We start from the raw sequence: 21,644 nt of genomic DNA, 5'->3' as shown, positions 1-21,644 counted from the left end.
TCATTGAAGCGGCTGGTCTGGCTCCCGGCATAGAGCAGGTGGCTGACGCTCCAGACACGGCTCAGCGCCTCGGCGGAATGGGGAACGGAACGAAAGCTGCCGTCGATGCGGACATGCTCGGTCCACGTCGCCGGCTTGATGGTCGGCGTCGGTGAAGGCGAGCAGGAGTTCGCTCGCCATCGCCGTGAAGGCGTCCTGTCCGAGCTCGGCGCGCTTGCGCAGCATGCGCCAGGCGCGCCGCTTGAAGTAGAACAGGGTCTGGTCGGACAGCGCGATGCGCGGAGCCGCGCTGTGCTGTTCCTCGCTGAGCTTCATCGCCTGGCGCGAACCGGGTACCCAGACGCGGTCGTTGTGGACCCGGCCGCGATAATACATCGGCGTAGCCAGCTCGAACTGCCGTGCAGTCGCGGCGAACAGCGGGCCGTCGTCGGTGAGATCGGCATACTTGAACAGGCGCCGCAGCACCTGCACGTAGGGCGGCTGTGGGCTCATCGCATGCACGGCCGCGAGCAGCGTCTTGCGCGCAGCGTCGTCCGCGAGCGCGTGGTGGGCGAGGGCAATGAGGAACTGATTGGCGAAGCCCGGTTGCGCCGAGTTCGCCGCGAGCAGGGCCTGCGTCAGGCCCGCGCCATTGCCGTTCGCCAGCGCCGTCTCGATATCGCGTGTCGCTGCTGCATCGGTGGTTCGCGGCAGCGACAGCCGCGGCGACGATTGCCGCGCGCCCATCAGATCGCTTGCGACGGCATAGGCGGCGTAGTCGCGCGTCACCGGGCTGGCGTTGTGGTCAGCGCAGCTGCGCAACAGATCGGCGGCGTCCGCACCGCCACAGCGCGCCAGTGCATACACGAGGCTGTAACTCGCGTTGGTCGCGCCGATCTTCTCGGCGAAGGCGGCGAGTTGGGGATAGGTGGCGGTCAGCCGGATCACGCCGAGGCGCCAGAACAGGCGGTCGCGCTCCTTCTCCGGCCAGGAGCTGCGCGCGCAGATCGCGAGCTTCCTGAGCAGTTCCGTGTCGCCACCGGTAGAATCGACGTCGGCGTCGGGAACGGTCAGCGCTGGAGCGTCGCCGTCGATGCGGCGATAACCATCGTTGATCTTGGATACGACGACACTGTCGAACAGCTTCTCGGCGTTCGGGCGGGTAACCGGCGACGGAGTCTTCGTTCCATCCCTCAACGAGGTGCCGCGGCGGCCATATCTAAAATTGACGAGATATCGTGCGTCGCTGTCGGCGCGTTCCAGATCGACCAAATCTACTTCATAGAGCTTGTCAGATCTGCCTTCCTTCATCCAGAGGCGAACGGAACGAACGATTTGCATTGACCACCCTGGGATGTCCGGGGCCGCCTACATCGCAAGCCGGCCGCGCCGCGTCAATGGGCCGACGACCCGCGCGCCAGCCATGCTGGTCGAGCCGGCTGGTGACGTGAAGCTGTGGTCGATGCCGTCCTGTAACACCGATCGGGTAGAGTAGCGGATGCATGGCCTTGCTGGTATGTCGCTGCCGACCACAGGCTGCCTCTTCCGATCGCGCGGCCCACCCGGAGTGCCTGATGATCTTTGCCAGCTACGCCTACCGTATCCTCTCCAACTTCGTGTTCCTGGGACTGGTCTATTTCACGCTCAACCTGTTGGAGAAATATGAGCAGCGCGCGACGGTCGCGATCCTGGTCCTGGTCTATGCAACGATGCATGCCCTCTCGGGCCTGCGCTCGTTCTATTTCTTCCAGCGGATCGAGCGCCTCGAAGGCGAGACGCGGCGGCTCGCGGCTGCGGCCGGTGAGGGGCCCAATGCGGTGGCCTCGCGCAAGCAGATCGTCGCCGATGTCACCGAGCTCAGGCATGCCGGCGAGATCAAATCCTATATCGACATCTTCTTCCTGGCGCTGGTGATCCTGCTCTGCGTCGCCAAGATCGTGGTCAGCTAGGTCGTGCGCTAATTTAGTCCGGCATGCGCTTGCTGGCCGCCGAGGCCTCGGCGCGCGGGGTGCGCTTGGCGACATGGAGCGACGCATTGCTTGCGGCCAACGGTGCAACCCGCAAGGGCGCGCCGTGAAGCTGGCCCGGAGCCGCAGCGGGGATCTGATGCGCAGCCTGCATCGGATGCCTCGTCTGACCCGTGGAGATCGCCTGCGCGCGCGGTGCGCCGGCCACGGGGGCGGTTGCCGCGCGCCGTGCGAGGCGGCGATCGGCCGCGGTGCGGGCCGCGAGCAGGGTCAGGTCCAGCGCTTCGGGAACGCGAAACACGTCCGCCGCGGGGGTGGGCAGCGTGGAGACCGGCGCGGGCTGCGAAAGCTGTGGCTGCGGCCACTGCGTGCGCACGGATGCGCCGACGCGCGCGCGCTGCGCGTGATCGAGGATTTCGGCGTCGCGCCAATCCATGTCGGCAAGCACCGGGGCCGGCAGCGTCCGCGTTGCGGTGAACACGAAGTTGGGAATTTGGGGCCAGCGCGTGATCGCGACCGTCTCGGTCGGGGGACGCATGAACCATTGCTGCGGCTCGGTCGGCGTCGCCGGGCGGTCAGCCGTTGCCGGCACGACATGGACGATGCGGTAGCCGCGCTCCTTCAGCGTGTTGAGGATGCGCGGCAGGGCCGCGACGGTGCGCGGCTGGATGTCGTGCAGCAGCAGGATGCCCTTGTGCTTGGCCTCGATCCGCTGGATCGCAAGATCGTAGACCCGCTGCGGCGAGATGTGGCGCCAGTCGTCGGCCGGGAAATCGGCGCTCCAGACCTGGATGCCCTGTGACGCAAGATAGGCTTCGGGGATCTCGGCGCGCATCAGGCCGGGGATCCGGAAGAACGGCGCCAGCTTGCTCTTGTCGCCGTTAAGCGCCGCGAGCGTCGAGGCGATGCCGTCGTCGACCTCCTGCCGCACCTTCTCCAGCGGCATCTTGTTCATCGTCAACGGATGGTTCTGGCTGTGCGTGCCGACGGTATGCCCGGCGGCGATCAGCTTGCGCACGCCCTCCGGATTGAACCGGGCCTGGGAGCCGATGGTGAAGAAGGTCGCCTTGACGCACTGGCTGGCGAGGATGGCCAGCACCTGATTGCTGTATTTCGGCAGGGGGCCGTCGTCGAAGGTCAGCACCACCTCGTGGTCGGCGAGCGGCAGCGTCTCCGGATACTGCATGGTGCCGATCCGCGGATGCTCCCTGGGGTCGACGACAATGGTCCGCGAGGTGCCGAGTGCGTTGGGGTTACCCGGGCAATCCGCGGCGAGACCGGCCTGCGGCGTCATGAAGCAGCAGCCCAGCAGCGCCGCGCCCATCACGGTCCGCGACCGCTTCCGGATCATCACCACAGCGTTTGCAATCATCAATCTCGGCCGTATTCCGAACGCACTGACGAATCCTTAAGGACGGCCCCATGAATGCCACCTTAACGGTCTGTAATCCACCTTGGGTGCCGGGTTCAACGTGTCCGGTCGGACACGGTCTTCATCGCGGCCGGCACGATGTGGACGACGCGATAATTATGCTCCTGCAGGTATCTTAGGAAAGCAGGGAGCATCTCGGCGGTCCGCATTTGCGGGTCATGCAGCAGGATAATGCCCTTGCGGTGGCCTTCGAGCCGCCCGGTGAGCAGCTTGAGTTCCTCCTCGGGGGTCATCTTGTTCCAATCGCTGGCCCAGAAATCGGCTCCGAACACCGCGATACGGCGTTTTTCCAGGCGCTCGAGCAGGGCGGGCGTCGACTCGAAATAGGGGAACCGGAAGAACGGCGTGCTCGGGACCGTGCTCGCGGTGCCGCGCAGGGCGATTTGGACCGCTTCGATCCCTCGATTGATGTTCGCCTCGGCCTGGTCCGTCGGCATCTTGTTGAGATGCGGGTGGTCCCAGCTGTGATAGCCGATGCTGTGGCCGAGCCGTGCGATCTTCCGGACCATGTCGGGATGATCGGCTGCATTGCGGCCGACCATGAAGAAGGTGGCCTGCACGCATTCGGTTGCCAGCGCCGACAGCACCTTGTCGGTGACGCCAGGTGTTGGTCCGTCGTCGAAGGTCAGCACGACCTCGCCATCCCGTAGCGGCAGGGTCTGCGGAAAGCTCTTCAGCCCGACGCGCGGATAGGTCGCAGGGTCGACCTCGAGCACACGCGAGGTGCCGAGCGCGTCCTTGCGTGGGCATTCGGCGGCCTGCGCCAAGCTGAACATTGCAACAGGTGCGAGCGCCATCAGCGCCGCGACAATGTTGAGGATCGGTCGCGGTGCGCTCGACATCTTTCTCATTGCACTGGCCCCCACCGATTAGGTAATCCGTTCCGCACTCATCCAACCAGTTTTTCTCCTCCTGTCAAACCGGCGAAACACGGCATGGCCGAGAATATCGACGTTGCCGAACCCGCCGAGGCCGACCCGCTCGCCGGGATGCCGATGCGGGACGAGGAAGGCCAGCTCCGCCCAGAATTCGTCGCTGGGATCACCCGGGCGATCCATGCCGCCGACCGACCGCTGCTGTGCGAGGTGGTGGCGGAACTGCATGAGGCGGATCTCGGCGACCTGATCGCGGCGCTGGAGCCGGACGACCGCGTCACCTTGGTCGAGATCACCGGCGCGGATTTCGACTTCTCGGCCCTCAACGAGGTCGACGAGACGGTCCGCGAGGAGATCCTCGAGGAACTCGAGCCGGAGACCGTTGCCGAGGGCGTCCGCGAGCTCGAATCCGACGACGCCGTCGAGTTGCTGGAGAGCCTCGACGAGGAGGACCAGGAAGAGATCCTGGAGAAGCTGCCGGCGGCCGAACGCGAGGACATCGAGCGCAGCCTGCTGTATCCGGAGAATTCCGCCGGCCGGCGGATGCAGACCGAGTTCATCGCGGTGCCGCCGGACTGGAATGTCGGGCAGACCATCGACTACATGCGCGACACGCCCGATCTGCCGGAGCGCTTCTACGAGATCTATGTGGTCGACGCCGACAGGCACTTGCTGGGCGCGATGGCGCTCGACGTGCTGCTGCGCGCGCGCCGCCCGGTTCCGGTCAAGGACCTGATCGACGAGGACCGCCGCCGGGTCTCTGCGCTGGAGGACCAGGAAGAGGTCGCGCGGATGTTCGGCAAGTACAATCTGGTCGCAGCTCCGGTGGTCGACACCACCGATCGGCTGGTCGGCGTGATCACCATCGACGACGTCGTCGACGTGATCGAGGAGGAGGCCGACGAGGACCTCAAGGCGCTCGGCGGCGTCACCCATCCCGAAGAGCTGTCCGACACGGTCTGGACCATTGCCCGCGGGCGCTTCAACTGGCTCTTGGTCAATCTCGCCACCGCGTTCCTGGCTTCCTCGGTGCTCGGCCTGTTCGAGGGCCAGCTCGAGAAGATGGTGGCGCTCGCGGTGCTGGCGCCGATCGTGGCCAGCCAGGGCGGCAATGCCGCGACCCAGACCATGACGGTCGCGGTGCGCGCGCTCGCGACCCGCGAACTCGGTGCATTCAACGCGATGCGGGTGGTGCTGCGCGAGACCATGGTCGGGCTGGTTAACGGCATCGCCTTTGCGGTCATCACCGGCGTTGCCGCGGTGGCCTGGTTCAAGATCCCCGGTCTCGGCCTCGTGATCGGGCTCGCCATTATCTGCAACCTGGTCGCCGGCGCGCTCGGCGGCATCCTGATCCCGATGGTGCTGGAACGGGTGCGGGCCGACCCGGCGGTGGCCTCCGGCACCTTCGTCACGACCGTCACCGACGTGGTCGGCTTCTTCTCGTTCCTCGGCATCGCCACGCTGTGGTTCGGCTTGAAGTAAGCCGGCGCCCGCGGGCTCGCTTATCGTTAATCGCGCCTTAACGCGGTTGGCGGATGATGCTCCTATCTCCAAAAGGGGCCATCACGGGGGCTCATCATGCAGCGGTTGCGGCTCAAGGCGGACGGACGGATCGTCGAATTGCGCGACGGGCAGGAAATTCCGCTCGCGGTCGCACATCCGGCCGGGGTGGCGGTGCAGCCTTCGGCTGCGCAACCGGCTGTGCGCGATCTGCGCCGCCGCGCCCAGCTCACCCAGCTCGAATTCGCCGCCAAGCTCGGCGTGCCGGTGGAGACGATCCGCAACTGGGAGCAGGGCAAGCGTGCGCCGCGCGGACCGGCCCGCGCGCTGCTCGCGGTGATCGCCCATTCGCCGGAGACGGTGTTCGCCGCGCTGTCGAGCGAGCCGACCGCGGCGTGAGCGGAGGCGGTGTGCTCCGCCATCAGTGTCAGCCAGTTGATCGGGTTCACGCGCCACATTCGAAACCATCGTCCCGGCTTTCGCCCTAGGGTACGACACTGAGTGTGTCTGAGCGCGCGGCGTGGTCTTGCGGGAGCAGCGCTAACCTCCCGCCCAATCTTGTGGGACTTGCCAGCGAGGCGGTTTGGCCGTCTTAATCGAAGGATTGCAGTTTTTTATTTCGAAGCATGGATTTCCCATGAAGGCCATCGAGCAGATCATTGCCGGCTACGTGTCGCTGAAGAATCGTCAAGCGCTTGAACAGCTCCGAGACCATCGCCAGCAATTGCTGGACGATGTTCGAACCCACAGCGTTCCGGGTTTCAGGCCGTCGGTCGTGAGTGACACCCTCTCCGAGGAGATCGAGCTCATCGAGGGAGCATTGGCTCGCCTCGACGAGGGCGGATAGCGCGCGACCGGAACCTCCGGGCCGGCGGGGCATTTGCCGGCTGCGCTCATACACTATCACCCGCAGCATGGCTGCTTGGCTTTCGGCGCGCAGCACGATTGCTGTTCCTGCAGCCATCGGTCCCGTGGTTTGCAGCTCGACGGGCGCGCCGAGAGATAGACGCGGATCGCGGCGTCGCCCGTATCGATGCGTTCCGCGCGATAGATTTGCATCGGTCGGACGCCATCGCTGACTTCAAAGGTCAGCTTGGCTTGCGGATCGAAACCGACGGCCTCGTCGACCGTGCGAATGATCGCGAGAAACTTGCCGGCCGGCATATGGTCCCGGTTTTCCTCCTCGATGTCCCAGAGCTGAATGAAGGTCTCGCTCCAGCTCTCGGGGTTCGCGCCGCAATCGAGACCTCTGAATGAGGCGGTCTTGACCTCCGTCACGTGGTAGCTGGGGCGGACATCGCGGCCGTCGTAACTGAAGATGAGCGGCTTCTCCTTGTGCGCTTCGAGGCTGGAAAGCAGCGTCGCGGACGAGAGCTCTTCCACCGCGAGCAGGGCGCCGACGGTCGATCGGGTATTGGCAAGCGTGGTCATGGCTGCTATCCTAATTTCAATGATTATTGAATTGTAGGATTGTCGAAAGATGGAGGAGCGTCAAGCCCGAACCGCCTTCGCCGCGCTGTCGCAGGAAACGCGGCTGCGGATCGTGCGGCTGCTGGTGCAGGCCGGTCCCGATGGCATGGCGGCAGGGGCGATAGCCGAGGCGGTCGCAGTGTCGCCATCCAACGTATCGTTCCATCTGAAGGACCTCGAGCATGCCGGCATGATCGTGCCGCGCCGCGAGGCGCGTTCGATCATCTACTCCGCGGATTTCACTGGGCTGCGCGATCTCATCGCCTTCCTGATGAAGGATTGCTGCGCGGGTCACCCCGAAATCTGCGCGCCGGCGCTCGCCGATGTTCAGTGCCGGCCTTCGACGGCCAAGAAGGCGCGTGCCTGATGCGCGCTTTCGACCTGCCACGGCGCCTTGTTGCCGAGGGCCTCGGCACCTTGCTTCTGGTCGCAACCGTCGTCGGCTCCGGCATCATGGCTGAGACGCTAACCAAGGACGTGGCGTTGGCGCTGCTCGGCAACACCCTTCCGACCGGCGCCATTCTGGTGGTGCTGATCACAATTCTTGGACCAATATCCGGCGCGCATTTCAATCCGGCGGTCACGCTGGTCTTCATGCTCAAGGGCGAACTCCGCCCGCCGCATGCCGCGCAGTACATCGCGGCGCAGGTGCTCGGGGGAATCCTCGGTGCAATGGTGGCGCACGCCATGTTCGGCCTGCCGCTCCTGGAGTTCTCGGCCAAGGCAAGGACAGGATTTCCGCAGTGGTTTGCGGAATTTATTGCGGCGTTCGGACTGGTCGCAACGATCATCGGTGGCCTCCGGTTTCGCGAGGCCGCAATTCCATGGCTGGTCGGGCTTTACATCACGGCCGCATACTGGTTCACCGCATCCACGTCGTTCGCCAATCCGGCCGTTGCGATCGCCCGATCGTTCACCGATACGTTTTCCGGAATCCGCGCGCAGGATCTGCCGGGGTTCATCATCGCCGAGGTTTTTGGGGCCGTGGTCGCGGCGGCATTCATGACCTGGCTCGCAGGGGGCGCCGAAGCCACCAAGGAAGCAGTCCGATGACGATCACGATCTACCACAATCCCGATTGCGGGACGTCGCGCAACACCCTGGCCATGATCCGCCAGAGCGGGGAGGAGCCCGAGATCGTCGAATATCTCAAGACGCCTCCCTCGCGCGACAAGCTGATCGCGCTGATCGCCGCGATGGGCATGACACCGCGCGCGCTGCTCCGCGAGAAAGGCACGCCCTATGCCGCGCTCGATCTCGCCAATCCGATACGGAGCGACGACGAATTGATCGATTTCATGATGGCGCATCCGATCCTGATCAATCGGCCGATCGTCGTCTCGCCGAAAGGCGTAAAGCTGTGCCGACCTTCCGAGGCCGTCCTCGATCTCCTCGCCGTTGCCGACATCGGCCGGTTCGTCAAGGAAGACGGCGAAGTGGTATTGCCCAGAACGCCGGGTGCGCGCGCTGGATGAGCCGCCGTGCAGATAATCTGCTGATCATCGCGCTCGGTACCACGCAAACCCTGGCCTGGGCGTCGAGCTACTATCTGCCCGCCATTCTCGCGGACCCGATTGCGCGCGACCTCGGCATATCGACGAACTGGCTGTTCGCCGCGTTCTCGATGGCGCTCGTGATCTCAGGACTGCTCGGCCCGCGCGTCGGCCGCCAGATCGACCGCATGGGCGGGCGCGAAGTTCTCTGCGCGTCCAACCTGATCCTGGCGTCCGGCCTGATCCTGCTTGGGCTCTCGCAGGGTACGTTTCTGATGGCCGCAAGCTGGTTGTTGCTCGGCGTCGGCATGGGTCTTGGCCTCTACGATGCGGCCTTCGCGGCGCTCGGCCGCATCTATGGCAATTCCGCCCGCCGCTCCATCACCGGCATCACCCTGATCGCCGGATTTGCCAGCACGATCGGCTGGCCGCTCACCGCGTGGGGCCTCGCAACCATCGGCTGGCGCTGGACCTGCTTCGGCTGGGCGGCGACGCACATCCTGATTTGCCTGCCGCTCAACGCCTTCCTGGTCCCCAAGCTAAAGAGCGAGCATCGGATCGCGGCCGACACGCCAAAGCCGCATATTCCGATCGACCGCGCGATGCTGCTGCTCGCCTTTGCTTTCGCGGCCGCCTGGAGCGTCACGTCGGCGATGGCGGTGCATTTGCCGCGAATTCTGGAGGCGTTGGGCGCGACGCAAACTCAGGCGATCGCGGCAGGCGCATTGATCGGCCCGGCGCAGGTGGCGGCACGGATTGTCGAAGCGAGCCTGCTGAAGCGCTTCCATCCGCTATGGTCGGCGCGACTGGCCTGCATCACGCACCCTTTGGGCGCCTGCGTCATCGGCCTGTTCGGCGGGAGCTTCGCCGGCATCTTCGCGCTGCTGCACGGTGCCGGAAACGGGATCCTGACCATTGCGCGCGGCACGTTGCCGTTGGCGATCTTCGGTCCGAAGGATTACGGCTACCGGTTGGGGCTGCTCGGTGCGCCGTCGCGACTGTCGCAAGCGATTGCGCCGCTGGTGTTCGGCTTCCTGATCTCACCGCTGGGCGGCTATACGCTCGCAGTCACATCGGCGCTTAGTCTTGCCGCGCTGCTGGCGTTGTTCGCTCTCAAGGCCGAACCGAAGACCCCTTCGCAGTAACCTCACGCCCCTTCATCCGCCGAACCGTATCGATGAAGGCCTTGATGATCGGGGAGTGACCGCGGCCGCTGTGATGGGCGATGCTGTATTGCGTCTTGATGGTGCGGTCGCTGATCTCGAGCGCGCGCAGGTTCGGATGCGGCACGAATTCGAAGTCGGCGACCACGCTGATGCCGAGCCCGCGCTCGACCGCCTTCCACACGCCCTCGCGGCTCTCGATCTCGAACACCGGCTCGATCCGGATGCCCTCGGCCTGCATCGTCGCCTCGAAGGCGCGCCGCGTGGTCGAGCCGCGTTCGCGCAGCACGATGGGCTGGTCGGCGAGCTCGCGCAGCTTGACCGATTTCCGCTTGAACCAGGGATGATCGCGGTTGACGAACACGATCACGCGGTGGGTGCGGTAGGGGATCATGGTGACGCGCGGGTCTTCCGGCACCTCCGCCAGGATCGCGACGTCGGCCTCAAAATTGACGATGTGGCGGAGGGTGCGTTCGGAATTGCCGAGCAGGGTCGAGATCTGCACCTCGGGGTGATCGCGCTTGAACGCGGCGATGATCTCGGTGGCATGAAACGGCCCGACGGTCGCAACTCTTAGATGCCCTTTGGTCGCCTTGCCGTGTGCGGCCAGCAACTCGTGCGCCTCGTCGCAGAACGTCATGATGCCGCGCGTGATCTCGAACAGCGCGCTGCCGGCTTCGGTGAGCTCGGTGTGCCGCGGCTTGCGGATCAAAAGCTCGACGCCGTACGTCTCCTCCAGCTCCTTGACCTGGATGGTCAGCGTCGGCTGCCCGACATTGAGCACGCGCGAGGCCGCGGTGAAGCCGCCATGGGCGGCCACCGCATGGAAAGCGCGAAGCTGGCTGAACACTATTGGCATAATCAATAGAACGCATCCGAAGAATGAATTTGTCAATAGCAGCCGGCGCCGTACCTTCGCGCCAAATGGAGGACGCGTGGATGGACTGGACTTATTCCAACCCGGTGAGGATCGAATTCGGCGCCGACAGCTTCGACAGACTGCCGGCGCTGATCGGCAAGCGCGCCTATGCGCTCGTGACCTATGGCGAGCCGGTCTTCGAGGGGCTCGAGCGGCGGTTGCGCGCCGCGGCGGGCCCATCCGTGCTGACGATCCGCGACGTCGCGCCCAATCCGGACTACCGCCTGCTTACCGAACAGACTGCGCGCTTTATCGGGCTCGCCAGGCAGCCCGAGGTGATCGTCGCGCTCGGCGGCGGCTCGGTGATCGATTCCGCAAAGGTGTTCGCTGCCGCCGGCGGCGACTTCGCGACCGTTAAAACCTATCTGGAGACGCAGCAGGGCGCCGAGCGCCTCGCGGCGATCCCGATCATCGCGGTGCCGACCACCGCGGGCACCGGCAGCGAGGTGACGTGCTGGGGCACGGTGTGGGACGAGGCCAACGGCAAGAAATACTCGCTGGCACGGCCGTCGCTCTATCCGACCCATGCGGTGATCGATCCGCGGCTGATGCTCGGCAAGCCGCAGCTCCTCACCATCAGCACCGGCCTCGATGCGCTGTCGCATGCGCTGGAGAGCATCTGGAATGTCAACAACAATCCGGTGTCGGCCAATCATGCGGTGGCGGCGGCGCGCGGCGTGCTCGACGTGCTGCCGAAGCTCGCCCATGATCTCGGCAATCTCGAACTGCGCAGCCGCATGGCGCAGGCGGCGCTGTTCGCTGGCCTGGCGTTCTCCAACACCAAGACCGCGATCGCGCATTCGCTGTCCTATCCGATCACCCTGCGGCACGGGGTGCAGCACGGCATCGCCTGCTCGTTCTCGCTGCCGATGGTGTTGCGCAGCGTGCGCGGGGCCGGCGGGCTCTGCGAGGACAGCCTCCGGCAAATCTTCGGTACGGATCTCGCGCGCGCCGCCGACGATCTCGAGGACTTCATGGCGCGGCTCGGCATCTCCTGCAATCCGGCGGCCTACAGGATCGAGCGCGCCGAATGGCACGCGCTGATCGCGGATTCGCTCGAGGGCGAGCGCGGCCGCAATTTCTTGGGGTCCAAGGAACGGCTGATCGAGGCATCGCAGACGCTGCGGATGCCGAGCGCGGCGAGCGCGTGACGACGGCGCGGTGACAAGGAGACACATTATGCAAGACAACAAAAAGATTATCACCGTCAACGGGCGCCACTACGACGCGCCGACGCGACCAACGGTCGTGATCTGCCTCGACGGTTCAGAGCCCGGCTACATCGAGCAGGCGATCGCGGCCGGTGTGGCGCCGACCTTCGCACGCTTCATGAAGGAAGGGGCGCACGTTCATGCCACCAGCGTGATTCCGAGCTTCACCAATCCGAACAACCTCTCGATCATCACCGGACGGCCGCCTGCAGTGCACGGCATCGCCGGCAATTATTTCTATGACACGGCGAGCAACGCCGAAGTCATGATGAACGATCCGAAATTCCTGCGCGCGCCGACCATCCTGGCCGGTGTTCATGACGCCGGCTACAAGGTCGCCGCGGTCACTGCCAAGGACAAGCTGCGCACCTTGCTCGCCTATGGGCTCGACTATGCGAGCGGCCGCGCCATCGCCTTCTCATCGGAGAAGGCCGATCAAGCCACCTTGGCCAATAACGGCATCGACAACGTGCTCGATTTCGTCGGCCTACCGCTGCCCGAGGTCTATTCGGCCGATCTGTCGCGCTTCGTGTTCGCGGCGGGCGTCAAACTGGTCGAGCGACATCGTCCCGATTTGATGTATCTGTCGACCACCGACTACATCCAGCACAAGGTCGGGCTCGGCACCAGGATCGCCAACGACTTCTACGCGATGATCGACGGCTATCTTGCCAAGCTCGATGCACTCGGCTGCAACATCGTCGCGACCGCCGACCACGGCATGAACGACAAGTTCCTGCCCGACGGCAAGCCCGACGTGATCTACCTCCAGGACGTCATGGACGACTGGACGGGGAAGGGCGCCGCAAGGGTGATCCTGCCGATCACCGATCCCTACGTCGCCCATCACGGCTCGCTCGGCTCGTTCGCGACGATCTACACGCCCGACGGGGCCGACGTCGACGCGCTGCTGATGCGGCTGCGCGACATCAAGGGCATCGAGGTGGCGTTGAAGCGCAACGACGCCTGCGCCCGGTTCGAGCTGCCGCCGGACCGTATCGGCGACATCGTCGTGATCTCGACCAGGCACAAGGTGCTCGGCACCAGCGAAGCCCGCCACGATCTGTCCGGCCTGACCGAGCCACTGCGCTCGCACGGCGGGCTGACCGAGGAGCGGGTGCCGCTGATCGTCAACCGCAGGATCGCGCTGCCGGCCGGTCACGCCTTGCGCAATTTCGACGCCTTCGACGTCGCGCTCAACCGCATCCAGTGACATCCGGACTTGAGGACACCATCATGAACATCCAGATCCCGGCCGTTCGCCACGAGCAGATGCGGATCGCAGGCAGCCTCATCGACACCGACGAGCATGTCGAGGTCTTCAATCCCTACACCAACAAGGTTGTCGGCACGGTGCCGGCGGCACGCCCGGAGCATGTTCGCAGCGCCTTTGCCAAGGCGGCGGCATTCAAGCCGAAGCTGACGCGGTACGAGCGCCAGCGCATCTTGCTGCGCACCGCCGAGATCCTGGCCGGCCGCAAGGAGGATTTCGCTCGGCTGATCACGGCCGAGTCCGGCCTGTGCTGGAAGGACTCGCTCTACGAAGCCGGCCGCGCCTACGACGTCTACTCGTTCGCGGGGCAGCTCGCGATCAAGGACGACGGCGAGACCTTCTCCTGCGACATCAGCCCGCAAGGCAAGGCGCGCAAGATCTTCACGACGCGGACGCCGCTGCTCGGAGCGATTTCGGCGATCACGCCGTTCAACCATCCGCTCAACATGGTGAGCCACAAGATCGCACCGGCGATCGCGACCAACAACCGCGTGGTGCTGAAGCCGACCGAGCTGACGCCGCTGACCGCGCTGGCGCTCGCCGACGTGCTGTATGAAGCGGGGCTGCCGCCCGAGATGCTGTCGGTGGTGACCGGCAATCCGCACTCGATGGGGGATGCGATGATCACCGATCCCGACGCCGATCTCGTCACTTTCACCGGCTCCGTCAGGGTCGGCAAGCACATTGCCGACAGAGCCGGCTACAAGCGCTTGGTGCTGGAGCTTGGCGGCAACGATCCCTTGATCGTGATGGAGGACGCCGACCTCGAGAAGGCGGCCGAGCTTGCCGTCACCGGCGCCACCAAGAATTCCGGCCAGCGCTGCACGGCGGTGAAGCGCATTCTCTGCGTCGAGGCGGTCGCCGACGATTTTGCCGCGCTGGTGCTGAAGAAGGCACGCACCCTGAAGTGCGGCGATCCGATGGACCCGACCGTCGATGTCGGCACCGTCATACACGAGGGCGCGGCGAAGGAATTCGAGCGCCGGGTCAATGCGGCCGTCACCGACGGCGCCGAGCTCCTGCACGGCAACGACCGCAAGGGCGCGCTGTACCCGCCGACGGTGGTCGACCGGATTCCCTACACTAGCGAGCTGGTGATGCAGGAGACTTTTGGCCCGGTGATCCCGATCGTCCGTGTGCCCAACGACATCGACAGCGTGGTTCGGATTTCGAATGCGACCGCGTTCGGGCTGTCGTCCGGCGTCTGCACCAACCGGCTCGACTACATCACGCGGTTCGTCAACGAGCTCGACGTCGGCACCGTCAACGTCTGGGAAGTGCCGGGCTACCGGATCGAGATGTCGCCGTTCGGCGGAATCAAGGACTCCGGCCTTGGCTACAAGGAAGGCGTGCAGGAGGCGATCAAGAGCTTCACCAACGTCAAGACCTATTCGCTGCCCTGGCCGGTCTAGGAAGCGCGTCGATCCGAAGCAAGGCCGCACGCGCACAACAAGAACGGCGCGGCGGCCGTGGGTGAACAACAAGACAATCATCAGGGGAGGCTGCAATGTCGATCACGTTCAGTCCGTCGAGCGTCGGCTCGGTCGGGGTCCAGAATCCGGAGCTTGCGACATCGTTCCGCCGCGCGCAGTGGCGGATGCTGTTCGCGGCGATGTTCTGCTATCTGTTCTTCTATACGGGGCGGCAAACCTTCGGCTTCGCCATTCCCGGCATCCAGGCCGAATTCGGCGTCACCAAGGAGGCATTGGGCTGGGCCAGCGCGGCGCTGCTCTGGTGCTACGCGGTCGGGCAGGCCATCAACGGCAATCTCGGCGACAAGTTCGGCGGCCGTCGCGTGATGAGCGCCGGCGCGATCCTCTCCTTCATCATGAACTGGGCCACCAGCCTGTCGACCGGCATCGTCAGCCTCACCGCGTTCTGGGGCATCAACGGCTATTTCCAGTCGATGGGATGGGCGCCCGGCAGCCGGCTGCTGTCGAACTGGTGGGGGCGCCACGAGCGCGGCACGGTCTACGGGCTCTACACTTTCGCGGCCGGTCTCGCCTCGGTGCTGTCGTTCGTCACGTCGCTGGTGGTGGTCGGCTATTTCCAGCTCGACTGGCGCTGGATCTTCCGCATTCCGGTGGTGCTGCTGCTGCTCGGCGGCATCGCGTTCTATCTGATCGCGCGCGAGAAGCCCGAGGACATGGGCTTTGCCTCGCCGCATGACGAGGCCGACGACGTTGTGGCAACGGAGGCCGCGGTCGACGCCAATGAGGGCTCGCTCGCGCGCTACAAGGCGGTGCTGTCGAACTGGCGCCTCCTGGTCGCTGGCGTCTCGATCGGCTTCCAGAACGCGGCGCGCTACGGCCTTTTGGTGTGGGTCCCCGTGCATTTCCTCGGCAGCAACTGGGCCAATGCCGGCGCTACCTCGGTGATCGATCCGCGCTGGATCAGCATCGCGCTGCCGGTCGGCATGGCGGTCGGCGCGTTCAGCAACGGCTGGGTGTCGGACAAGGTGTTCGGCTCGCGCCGCTACCTCGCCATCGTGCTCTACATGGTGCTCGCCGCGGTCACCGCGCTGTGCATGTACGCGATCCCGACCACCGAGATCTATCTCGGCATGACGGTGCTGTTCCTGTGCGGCTTCTTCACTTACGGTCCGCAATCCTCGTTCTGGGCGCTGTGCCCGGATCTGGTCGGCCACAAGCGGGCAGGGACCGCGACCGGGGTAATGAATTCCTTCGCCTACCTGTTCGCAGGTCTCGGCGAGCCGATCATCGGCCACTTCATGGACAAGCATAACCAGACGTCGCTGGTGTTCCTCGTCGTCGCGGTCTGCGCAACCTCCAGCGCGGTGGTGGCCGCCTTCATCCGCCGCTGACGGGCGATCCGCATCACTGACTCACGACAGGTCCGCGCTTCCACGGGAGGCGCGGACTGCTCTTTTTTGAAGAACATAACGCCGTGTTCGCGGTCGCGTGCGCCGCAACGCCGGGCCAATTCGCTGAAATCGTCCGGCGCAGGCAGGTGAGCTGGCGCCCAATTCCTCGCCACAGGTTGATCAAAAATCAGACTGATATGGTAAAATATCACGTGATATCATTATATTATGAAGAGTTGCATGCAGAATGCAAAATGTGCTTGTCGCGCCAATCTCCTTGAAGCAGACTTCTCGCGGGGCAGGAGAGGCCAATGACCTTCGATGACGAGGGTCGCGCCAGTACGGGCGAGCGCCCCTTCGGCGCTCGCCCGCCCGATACGCACAGCGCGAACCGGGCAAACAACAATCTGCCGGCAGAGGAGCGAGCAATGAGCGATCAGGTGTCCACCATCGCAATGGCAGATGCGGCGAAGCCTTCCGGCGTGCGCTGGAAGATCTTCCTGCTGATGCTGTTCCTGATCTCGATCAACTACATCGATCGCGCCTCGCTGTCGGTGGCGATGCCGGTCATCGCCAAGGAGTTCGACATCGATCCGGCGATGCAGGGCCTGATCCTGAGCTCGTTCTTCTGGACCTATGCGCTGATGCAGGTGCCGGGCGGCATGCTCGCCGACCGCTTCAAGCCGCGCATCGTGATCGCGCTCGCGACATTGTTCTGGGGCTTCTTCCAGGCGCTGGCGGCGCTGTCCACCAGCTGGATGCTGCTGCTCATGACCCGGCTCGGGCTCGGCGCGTCGGAAGCGCCGATCTATCCGGCCGGCGGCAAGCTCAACGCGATCTGGATGACGCAGACCGAACGTGGCCGCGGCGCCACCCTGCTGGACGGCGGCGCGCCGCTCGGGGCTGCGCTCGGCTCGATCGTGATCGCCTGGCTGATGGCGGCGTTCAGCTCCTGGCGGGTGGCGTTCGTCGTCGCCGGCGTCGGAACCATGCTGTGCGGGCTGTGGGCCTGGTACTACATCCGCAACATGCCGCGCGAGCATCCCTCGGTCAATGAAGCCGAGGCGCGCTATCTCGAGGAGGCGCATGCGATCGAGGACGCGGCGACGCCGCCGTCGTCGGGCGCAAGCGGAATGGCCTATTTCCGCTTCCGCTCGGTGTGGTGTATGTGCCTCGGCTGGATGTTCTTCAACACAACCTTCTATGGTCTACTGACCTGGATGCCGACCTATCTGTTCAAGGTGCATGGCTTCGACATCAAGGCGCTCGGCGGCGCGTCCTTCATCATCTTCTTCGCAGGCTTCGTCGGCGAACTGGTCGGCGGCTGGATCGGCGACGGCTGGCGTGCGCGGGGCGGGGCGCCCAACACCGTGTTCCGCACCCTGTTCGGCATCGCGGCGATCATGGCGACGGTGTCGATCTTCCTCGTCGCCTACGTCACCAACGCGGTTGTCGTCGTGGTGCTGCTGTCGACGACGCTGTTCTTCCTGCGCTGGTGCGGCATGTACTGGGCGATCCCGTCGGCGCTGGCGGGCCGCGGCAAGTCCGGCTTCCTCGGCGGCTGCATGAATCTCGGCGGCAACATCGCCGGCATCACGACGCCGCTGATTGTCGGCTTCATCGTGCAGGCCACCGGTTCCTACTTCCTGGCCCTGATGTATTTCGCCGCCGCAGGCATTGCTCTGTTGATCTGCTCGACCTTGATCGACTACAGCCGCAAGCTCCCGGTCTAGAACGAAGACGGCCGAGTCCTGCGCAGGGTTCGGCCGGTTGATGAGGCCTTACGAATGACACGTCCTGTCCGGCTCGGCATGCTGACGCCGTCGTCGAATACCGCCCTCGAGCCGATCACCTATGCGATGCTCGGTGGGGTCGATGACGTCACCGCGCATTTCGCGCGCTTCAAGGTGACGGAGATCGCGCTGTCGGAGCAGGCGCTGCGCCAGTTCGATGCCACCGAGATTTTGCGCGCAGCCGAGTTGCTTGCCCACGCCAAGGTCGACGTCATCGCCTGGAACGGCACCTCGGCAAGCTGGCTCGGCTTCGATCGCGATGAGAGCCTGTGCGAGCAGATCACCGCAGCAACCGGGATCAAGGCCTGCACCACGGTGCTGGCCTATCGCGACCTGCTGCGGCGGATCGGCGCCGAACGCATCGGGCTGGTGACGCCGTATCGCAAGGATGTGCAGGAGCGGATTATCGCCAACTGGAATGCGGCGGGGCTGCACTGCTTCGCCGAACGGCATTTGTCGCTGCAGGACAATTTTTCCTTTGCCGAGGTCAGCGAGGTCGAAGTCGCGGGCCTGATCGAGGAAGTCGTGCGCGAGGGCTGCGATGCCGCCGTCGTGCTCTGCACCAACATGCGCGGCGCCGGCGCCGCCGAGCGACTGGAGCGCGGTTTTGGCGTGCCGGTGCTGGATTCGATCGCCGTGACGCTGTGGGCATGCCTCGCAGCTGTCGGCAGCGACCCCTCGCGCGTGCAAGGCTGGGGCAGCTTGTTTACGAATCCCAATCTGCGCGCAGCGACCGCGATCTCCCATCAAGACAATGAAGGCATGCGGTGACTGACGCCAAGACCGAAGCAAAGCCGACCAGACGGAGCAAGGAACCCAAGCGCGCGATCACGGCGCTGCAACGGCGCCGCCTGCGCGTACCGCGGGTCGGGCTGCACGAGCAGGCGGCTGCGCGGCTGCGCACCATGATCGTGCGCGGCGAGCTCGCGCCGGGACAGTCGCTCGGCGAGGCGGACCTGTCGGATGCGCTCGGCATTTCGCGGACCCCGCTGCGCGAGGCGCTGAAGCAGTTGGCGAACGAGGGCCTGGTCGAGCTCAGGCTCAACCACAGCGCGGTGGTCGCGCCATTCCGCCGCGCCGAGCTGACCGAATTGTTCGAGGCGGTCAGCGGCATCGAGCGCTGCGCTGCCGAACTCGCCGCGCTGCGCATGGAGGATGCCGACTTCGAACGGCTCGATGCGCTGCAGGACAAGATCGAGTGGCATCACGGCCGCGGCGAGCTGCGCGACTATTTCCAGGCCAACCAGCAGATCCATTCGGCGATCGTCGGCTTCGCGCGCAACGCCGTGCTGAAGTCGACGCACGAGGCGCTGCTGGCGCGGGCCGAGCGGGCACGCTTCTTCGCACTCTCGGTGCTCGGGCGCTGGGATGAATCGGTGCGCGAGCACCAGGACATCCTGGCCGCGCTCAGGCGCCGCGATGCGGCACGGGCGGGGCAGATCCTGGCGCACCACGTGCGCCGCACCGGCGAGATCGTCGCCGAGACGCTGGATGGCAAGGGAGATGAGGCCGCGGTCGCGGACACTTCCGCGAAGCCGCGTGGCCGCAAGACGAGGAATGCTGCATCATGAAGATCCTGCTGCTCAATCCCAACACGACGGCGGCGGTAACGGATCTGCTCCATGTCGCCGGCAGCAAGGCCGCGTCAGCCGGGACCGAGCTTGTTCCTGCCACTGCAACGCGTGGCGTGCCCTATATTGCGACCCGCGCCGAGGCGCAGATCGGCGGCGCGATCGCGCTGGCGATGCTGGCCGAGGCAGGCCCCGGCATCGACGCCGCGATCATCGCCGCGTTCGGCGATCCCGGCCTGTTCGGCGCGCGCGAGCTGTTCGCGTTTCCGGTCGTCGGCCTTGCGGAAGCGGCAATGCTCACCGCCTGCATGCTCGGCCGTCGGTTCTCGATCGTGACCTTCGCCGGCGCGCTGGCGCCATGGTACGAGGAGTGCGTCGCCATGCATGGCTTGAGCGCGCGCTGCGCGGGCATCCGCACGCTCGACGGCAGCTTCCAGTCGATCTCCGACGTGCAGTCCGAGAAGGAAGAGCTCTTGGTCGCGCTCGCCAACCAGGCCGTCGCGCAGGACGGCGCCGACGTCGTCATCCTGTCGGGCGCGCCGCTCGCAGGGCTCGCCGCAAAGGTCCGCGACCGCATTCCGGTGCCCGTGATCGATCCGGTCGCGGCCGCCGTGCGCCAGGCGGAGACGCTTGCCGTGCTCGAGCCGCGCAAGGCCGTCGCCGGCACCTTCCGCCGGCCCGATCCGAAGCCGACGATCGGCCTCGCCGAGCCGCTTGCCGCCATCATCGAACATCGCTCACCGAAAGAGGGGACAAACTGATGTCCTTCGATACCATCATCCGCGGCGGCACCGTCGTGACCGCTGCCGACACCTTCGCCTGCGACGTCGGAATCCGCGACGGCAAGATCACGGCGCTAGGTCATGATCTCGGCGATGCAACCAGGATCATCGACGCCACCGACCGGCTGGTGCTGCCCGGCGGCATCGACAGCCACGTCCATTTCGCCCAGCCGTCGGGCGACGGCATCGTGATGGCCGACGGCTTTGCCAGCGGCACCCGCTCGGCGGCGTTCGGCGGCAACACCACCGTGCTGCCGTTCTGCCTGCAGGAGAAGGGGCAGACGCTGCGCGAGGCGCTGAAGCATTACCATTCGCTGGCCGAGGGCGAATGCCATGTCGACGTCGCGTTCCATCTGATCGTCACCGATCCGACCGAGCACGTGCTGGGCCAGGAGCTGCCGGCACTGGTCGAGGACGGCTACACCTCGCTGAAAGTGTTCATGACCTATGAGGGGCTGGCGCTGTCGGATCGCGAGCTGCTCGAGACCATGTCGGTGGCGCGCGAGACCGGCGCGATGCTGATGGTGCATGCGGAGAACTTCGACGCCATCCGCTTTCTCACCGACCGGCTGGAACGCGCCGGCAATACTGCGCCGCGCTTCCACGCGACCTCGCGACCGATCCCGGTCGAGCGCGAGGCCACCCATCGCGCGATTTCGCTGTCCGAGCTCGTCGACGTGCCGATCATGATCGTGCATGTCTCGAACCGCGAGGCGATGGAGGAAATCCGCCGCGCCCAGCAGCGGGGCCTCAGGGTGATGGGCGAAACCTGCCCGCAATATCTCATGCTGACCGAGAAGGATCTCGATCAGCTCAACATGGAAGGCGCGAAGTACGTCTGCTCGCCGCCGCCGCGCGACGTCGCCAGCCAGCAGGCGTGCTGGGAGGGCCTGCAGCAGAAAGTGTTCTCGGTGTTCTCGTCGGACCATTGTCCGTTCCGCTACGACGACCCGCAAGGAAAGCTCGCGCCCAAGGGACGCACCAGCTTCCGCTGGGTGCCGAACGGCATCCCCGGCGTGGCGACGCGGCTGCCGATCCTGTTCTCTGAGGGCGTGGTGAAGGGGCGCATCGACCTCAACAGCTTCGTTGCCTTCAGCGCCACCAATCACGCCAAGATCTACGGGCTCTATCCGCGCAAGGGCACCATTGCGGTCGGCTCCGATGCCGACATCGCGCTGTGGGACCCCAAGCGCAAGGTGACGATCCGCCATGAGCTGATCCACGACGGCTCGGACTACACGCCCTATGAAGGGCTCGAGGTCACCGGCTGGCCGGTGCTCACCATGGTGCGCGGCAAGGTGGTCGTCGACGACGGGCTCCTTGTCGGCAGCAAGGCGCACGGCACATACTTGCCGCGCGCCAAACCTCCGGCGGGGGCGACCATCCCGTAAC

Annotated in this window: 22 protein-coding genes; 17 read left to right on the top strand and 5 right to left on the bottom strand. The window is 65.4% G+C overall.

All coding sequences use genetic code 11. The annotated features are described in order from the left end of the window. Positions 1 to 1,320, bottom strand: coding sequence for a hypothetical protein (locus AKN83_RS41280; protein WP_244522039.1), 1,320 nt, complete (start codon positions 1,318 to 1,320; stop codon positions 1 to 3). A gap of 233 nt (positions 1,321 to 1,553) precedes the next feature. On the opposite strand from AKN83_RS41280, the gene AKN83_RS21535 reads away from it, so the two are divergent. Then, positions 1,554 to 1,928 carry a hypothetical protein gene (locus AKN83_RS21535; RefSeq protein WP_050399809.1) on the top strand — a complete coding sequence of 125 codons (375 nt, stop codon included), beginning with the start codon at positions 1,554 to 1,556 and terminating at the stop codon, positions 1,926 to 1,928. A 13-nt stretch (positions 1,929 to 1,941) separates the two neighbouring features. Here the strand turns inward: AKN83_RS21535 and AKN83_RS21530 are convergent, their stop codons facing one another. Then, positions 1,942 to 3,318: a polysaccharide deacetylase family protein gene (locus tag AKN83_RS21530; protein ID WP_050399808.1), complete on the bottom strand. Its 1,377-nt coding sequence runs from the start codon at positions 3,316 to 3,318 to the stop codon at positions 1,942 to 1,944. 95 nt (positions 3,319 to 3,413) lie between these two features. Then, on the bottom strand, positions 3,414 to 4,229 hold the full coding sequence (locus tag AKN83_RS21525) for a polysaccharide deacetylase family protein (RefSeq protein WP_050399807.1): 816 nt from the start codon (positions 4,227 to 4,229) through the stop codon (positions 3,414 to 3,416). A gap of 84 nt (positions 4,230 to 4,313) precedes the next feature. Here AKN83_RS21525 and mgtE point away from each other — a divergent pair, with 84 nt between their 5' ends. From mgtE to AKN83_RS21510, 3 genes are all read left to right on the top strand, one after another. Then, positions 4,314 to 5,735: a magnesium transporter gene (gene mgtE, locus AKN83_RS21520; protein WP_050399806.1), complete on the top strand. Its 1,422-nt coding sequence runs from the start codon at positions 4,314 to 4,316 to the stop codon at positions 5,733 to 5,735. 96 nt (positions 5,736 to 5,831) lie between these two features. Continuing rightward, a complete protein-coding gene (locus tag AKN83_RS21515; protein ID WP_050399805.1) occupies positions 5,832 to 6,152 on the top strand; it encodes a helix-turn-helix domain-containing protein in 321 nt (106 codons plus the stop codon). A 238-nt stretch (positions 6,153 to 6,390) separates the two neighbouring features. Continuing rightward, complete coding sequence (locus AKN83_RS21510; RefSeq protein ID WP_050399827.1) at positions 6,391 to 6,600, top strand: hypothetical protein; 210 nt, start codon at positions 6,391 to 6,393, stop codon at positions 6,598 to 6,600. A gap of 56 nt (positions 6,601 to 6,656) precedes the next feature. On the opposite strand, the gene AKN83_RS21505 is transcribed toward AKN83_RS21510, so the two are convergent. Next, positions 6,657 to 7,184 (bottom strand): DUF6428 family protein, encoded by a 528-nt coding sequence (locus tag AKN83_RS21505; protein ID WP_050399804.1) that lies wholly within the window; start codon positions 7,182 to 7,184, stop codon positions 6,657 to 6,659. Between the two features lie 49 nt (positions 7,185 to 7,233). Here AKN83_RS21505 and AKN83_RS21500 point away from each other — a divergent pair, with 49 nt between their 5' ends. From AKN83_RS21500 to AKN83_RS21485, 4 genes are read left to right on the top strand one after another with little or no spacing between them, the layout of a single operon-like run. Then, on the top strand, positions 7,234 to 7,590 hold the full coding sequence (locus AKN83_RS21500) for an ArsR/SmtB family transcription factor (RefSeq protein ID WP_050399803.1): 357 nt from the start codon (positions 7,234 to 7,236) through the stop codon (positions 7,588 to 7,590). Next, the gene (locus tag AKN83_RS21495; protein WP_050399826.1) at positions 7,590 to 8,276 is read left to right on the top strand and encodes an aquaporin; all 687 of its coding nucleotides are present in this window, start codon (positions 7,590 to 7,592) and stop codon (positions 8,274 to 8,276) included. The genes AKN83_RS21500 and AKN83_RS21495 overlap by 1 nt, the downstream gene beginning before the upstream one ends. Continuing rightward, positions 8,273 to 8,698: an arsenate reductase (glutaredoxin) gene (gene arsC, locus AKN83_RS21490; RefSeq protein WP_050399802.1), complete on the top strand. Its 426-nt coding sequence runs from the start codon at positions 8,273 to 8,275 to the stop codon at positions 8,696 to 8,698. Before AKN83_RS21495 ends, arsC begins: the two co-directional genes overlap by 4 nt. Further along, positions 8,695 to 9,861: an MFS transporter gene (locus tag AKN83_RS21485; RefSeq protein WP_050399801.1), complete on the top strand. Its 1,167-nt coding sequence runs from the start codon at positions 8,695 to 8,697 to the stop codon at positions 9,859 to 9,861. Before arsC ends, AKN83_RS21485 begins: the two co-directional genes overlap by 4 nt. Here the strand turns inward: AKN83_RS21485 and AKN83_RS21480 are convergent. Further along, complete coding sequence (locus AKN83_RS21480; protein WP_050399800.1) at positions 9,830 to 10,738, bottom strand: LysR substrate-binding domain-containing protein; 909 nt, start codon at positions 10,736 to 10,738, stop codon at positions 9,830 to 9,832. The two genes, AKN83_RS21485 and AKN83_RS21480, sit on opposite strands and share 32 nt — an antisense overlap. Before the next feature lie 80 nt (positions 10,739 to 10,818). On the opposite strand from AKN83_RS21480, the gene psrA reads away from it, so the two are divergent. The 9 genes from psrA to hydA all read left to right on the top strand — a co-directional run bounded on the left by psrA (position 10,819) and on the right by hydA (position 21,643). Then, positions 10,819 to 11,949 (top strand): iron-containing alcohol dehydrogenase PsrA, encoded by a 1,131-nt coding sequence (gene psrA / locus AKN83_RS21475; protein ID WP_050399825.1) that lies wholly within the window; start codon positions 10,819 to 10,821, stop codon positions 11,947 to 11,949. 25 nt (positions 11,950 to 11,974) lie between these two features. Continuing rightward, positions 11,975 to 13,222: a phosphonoacetate hydrolase gene (phnA, locus tag AKN83_RS21470; RefSeq protein WP_206600807.1), complete on the top strand. Its 1,248-nt coding sequence runs from the start codon at positions 11,975 to 11,977 to the stop codon at positions 13,220 to 13,222. 23 nt (positions 13,223 to 13,245) lie between these two features. Further along, a complete protein-coding gene (gene phnY, locus AKN83_RS21465; RefSeq protein WP_050399798.1) occupies positions 13,246 to 14,694 on the top strand; it encodes a phosphonoacetaldehyde dehydrogenase in 1,449 nt (482 codons plus the stop codon). 95 nt (positions 14,695 to 14,789) lie between these two features. Next, a complete protein-coding gene (locus tag AKN83_RS21460) occupies positions 14,790 to 16,106 on the top strand; it encodes an MFS transporter (protein WP_050399797.1) in 1,317 nt (438 codons plus the stop codon). Positions 16,107 to 16,534: 428 nt separating this feature from the next. Then, a complete protein-coding gene (locus AKN83_RS21455; RefSeq protein ID WP_050399796.1) occupies positions 16,535 to 17,839 on the top strand; it encodes an MFS transporter in 1,305 nt (434 codons plus the stop codon). Positions 17,840 to 17,893: 54 nt separating this feature from the next. Next, a complete protein-coding gene (locus AKN83_RS21450) occupies positions 17,894 to 18,670 on the top strand; it encodes a maleate cis-trans isomerase family protein (protein ID WP_050399795.1) in 777 nt (258 codons plus the stop codon). Continuing rightward, positions 18,667 to 19,470, top strand: coding sequence for a GntR family transcriptional regulator (locus AKN83_RS21445; RefSeq protein WP_050399794.1), 804 nt, complete (start codon positions 18,667 to 18,669; stop codon positions 19,468 to 19,470). Before AKN83_RS21450 ends, AKN83_RS21445 begins: the two co-directional genes overlap by 4 nt. Beyond that, on the top strand, positions 19,467 to 20,231 hold the full coding sequence (locus AKN83_RS21440; protein ID WP_050399793.1) for an aspartate/glutamate racemase family protein: 765 nt from the start codon (positions 19,467 to 19,469) through the stop codon (positions 20,229 to 20,231). The genes AKN83_RS21445 and AKN83_RS21440 overlap by 4 nt, the downstream gene beginning before the upstream one ends. Further along, positions 20,231 to 21,643, top strand: coding sequence for a dihydropyrimidinase (gene hydA, locus AKN83_RS21435; protein WP_157113492.1), 1,413 nt, complete (start codon positions 20,231 to 20,233; stop codon positions 21,641 to 21,643). Before AKN83_RS21440 ends, hydA begins: the two co-directional genes overlap by 1 nt. Position 21,644: the final 1 nt, after the last annotated feature.

This window comes from Bradyrhizobium embrapense (genome assembly GCF_001189235.2).
Lineage (GTDB): Bacteria > Pseudomonadota > Alphaproteobacteria > Rhizobiales > Xanthobacteraceae > Bradyrhizobium > Bradyrhizobium embrapense.
Note: the sequence above shows the minus strand (reverse complement) of the source record. Positions and strands in the feature narration are given on the sequence as shown.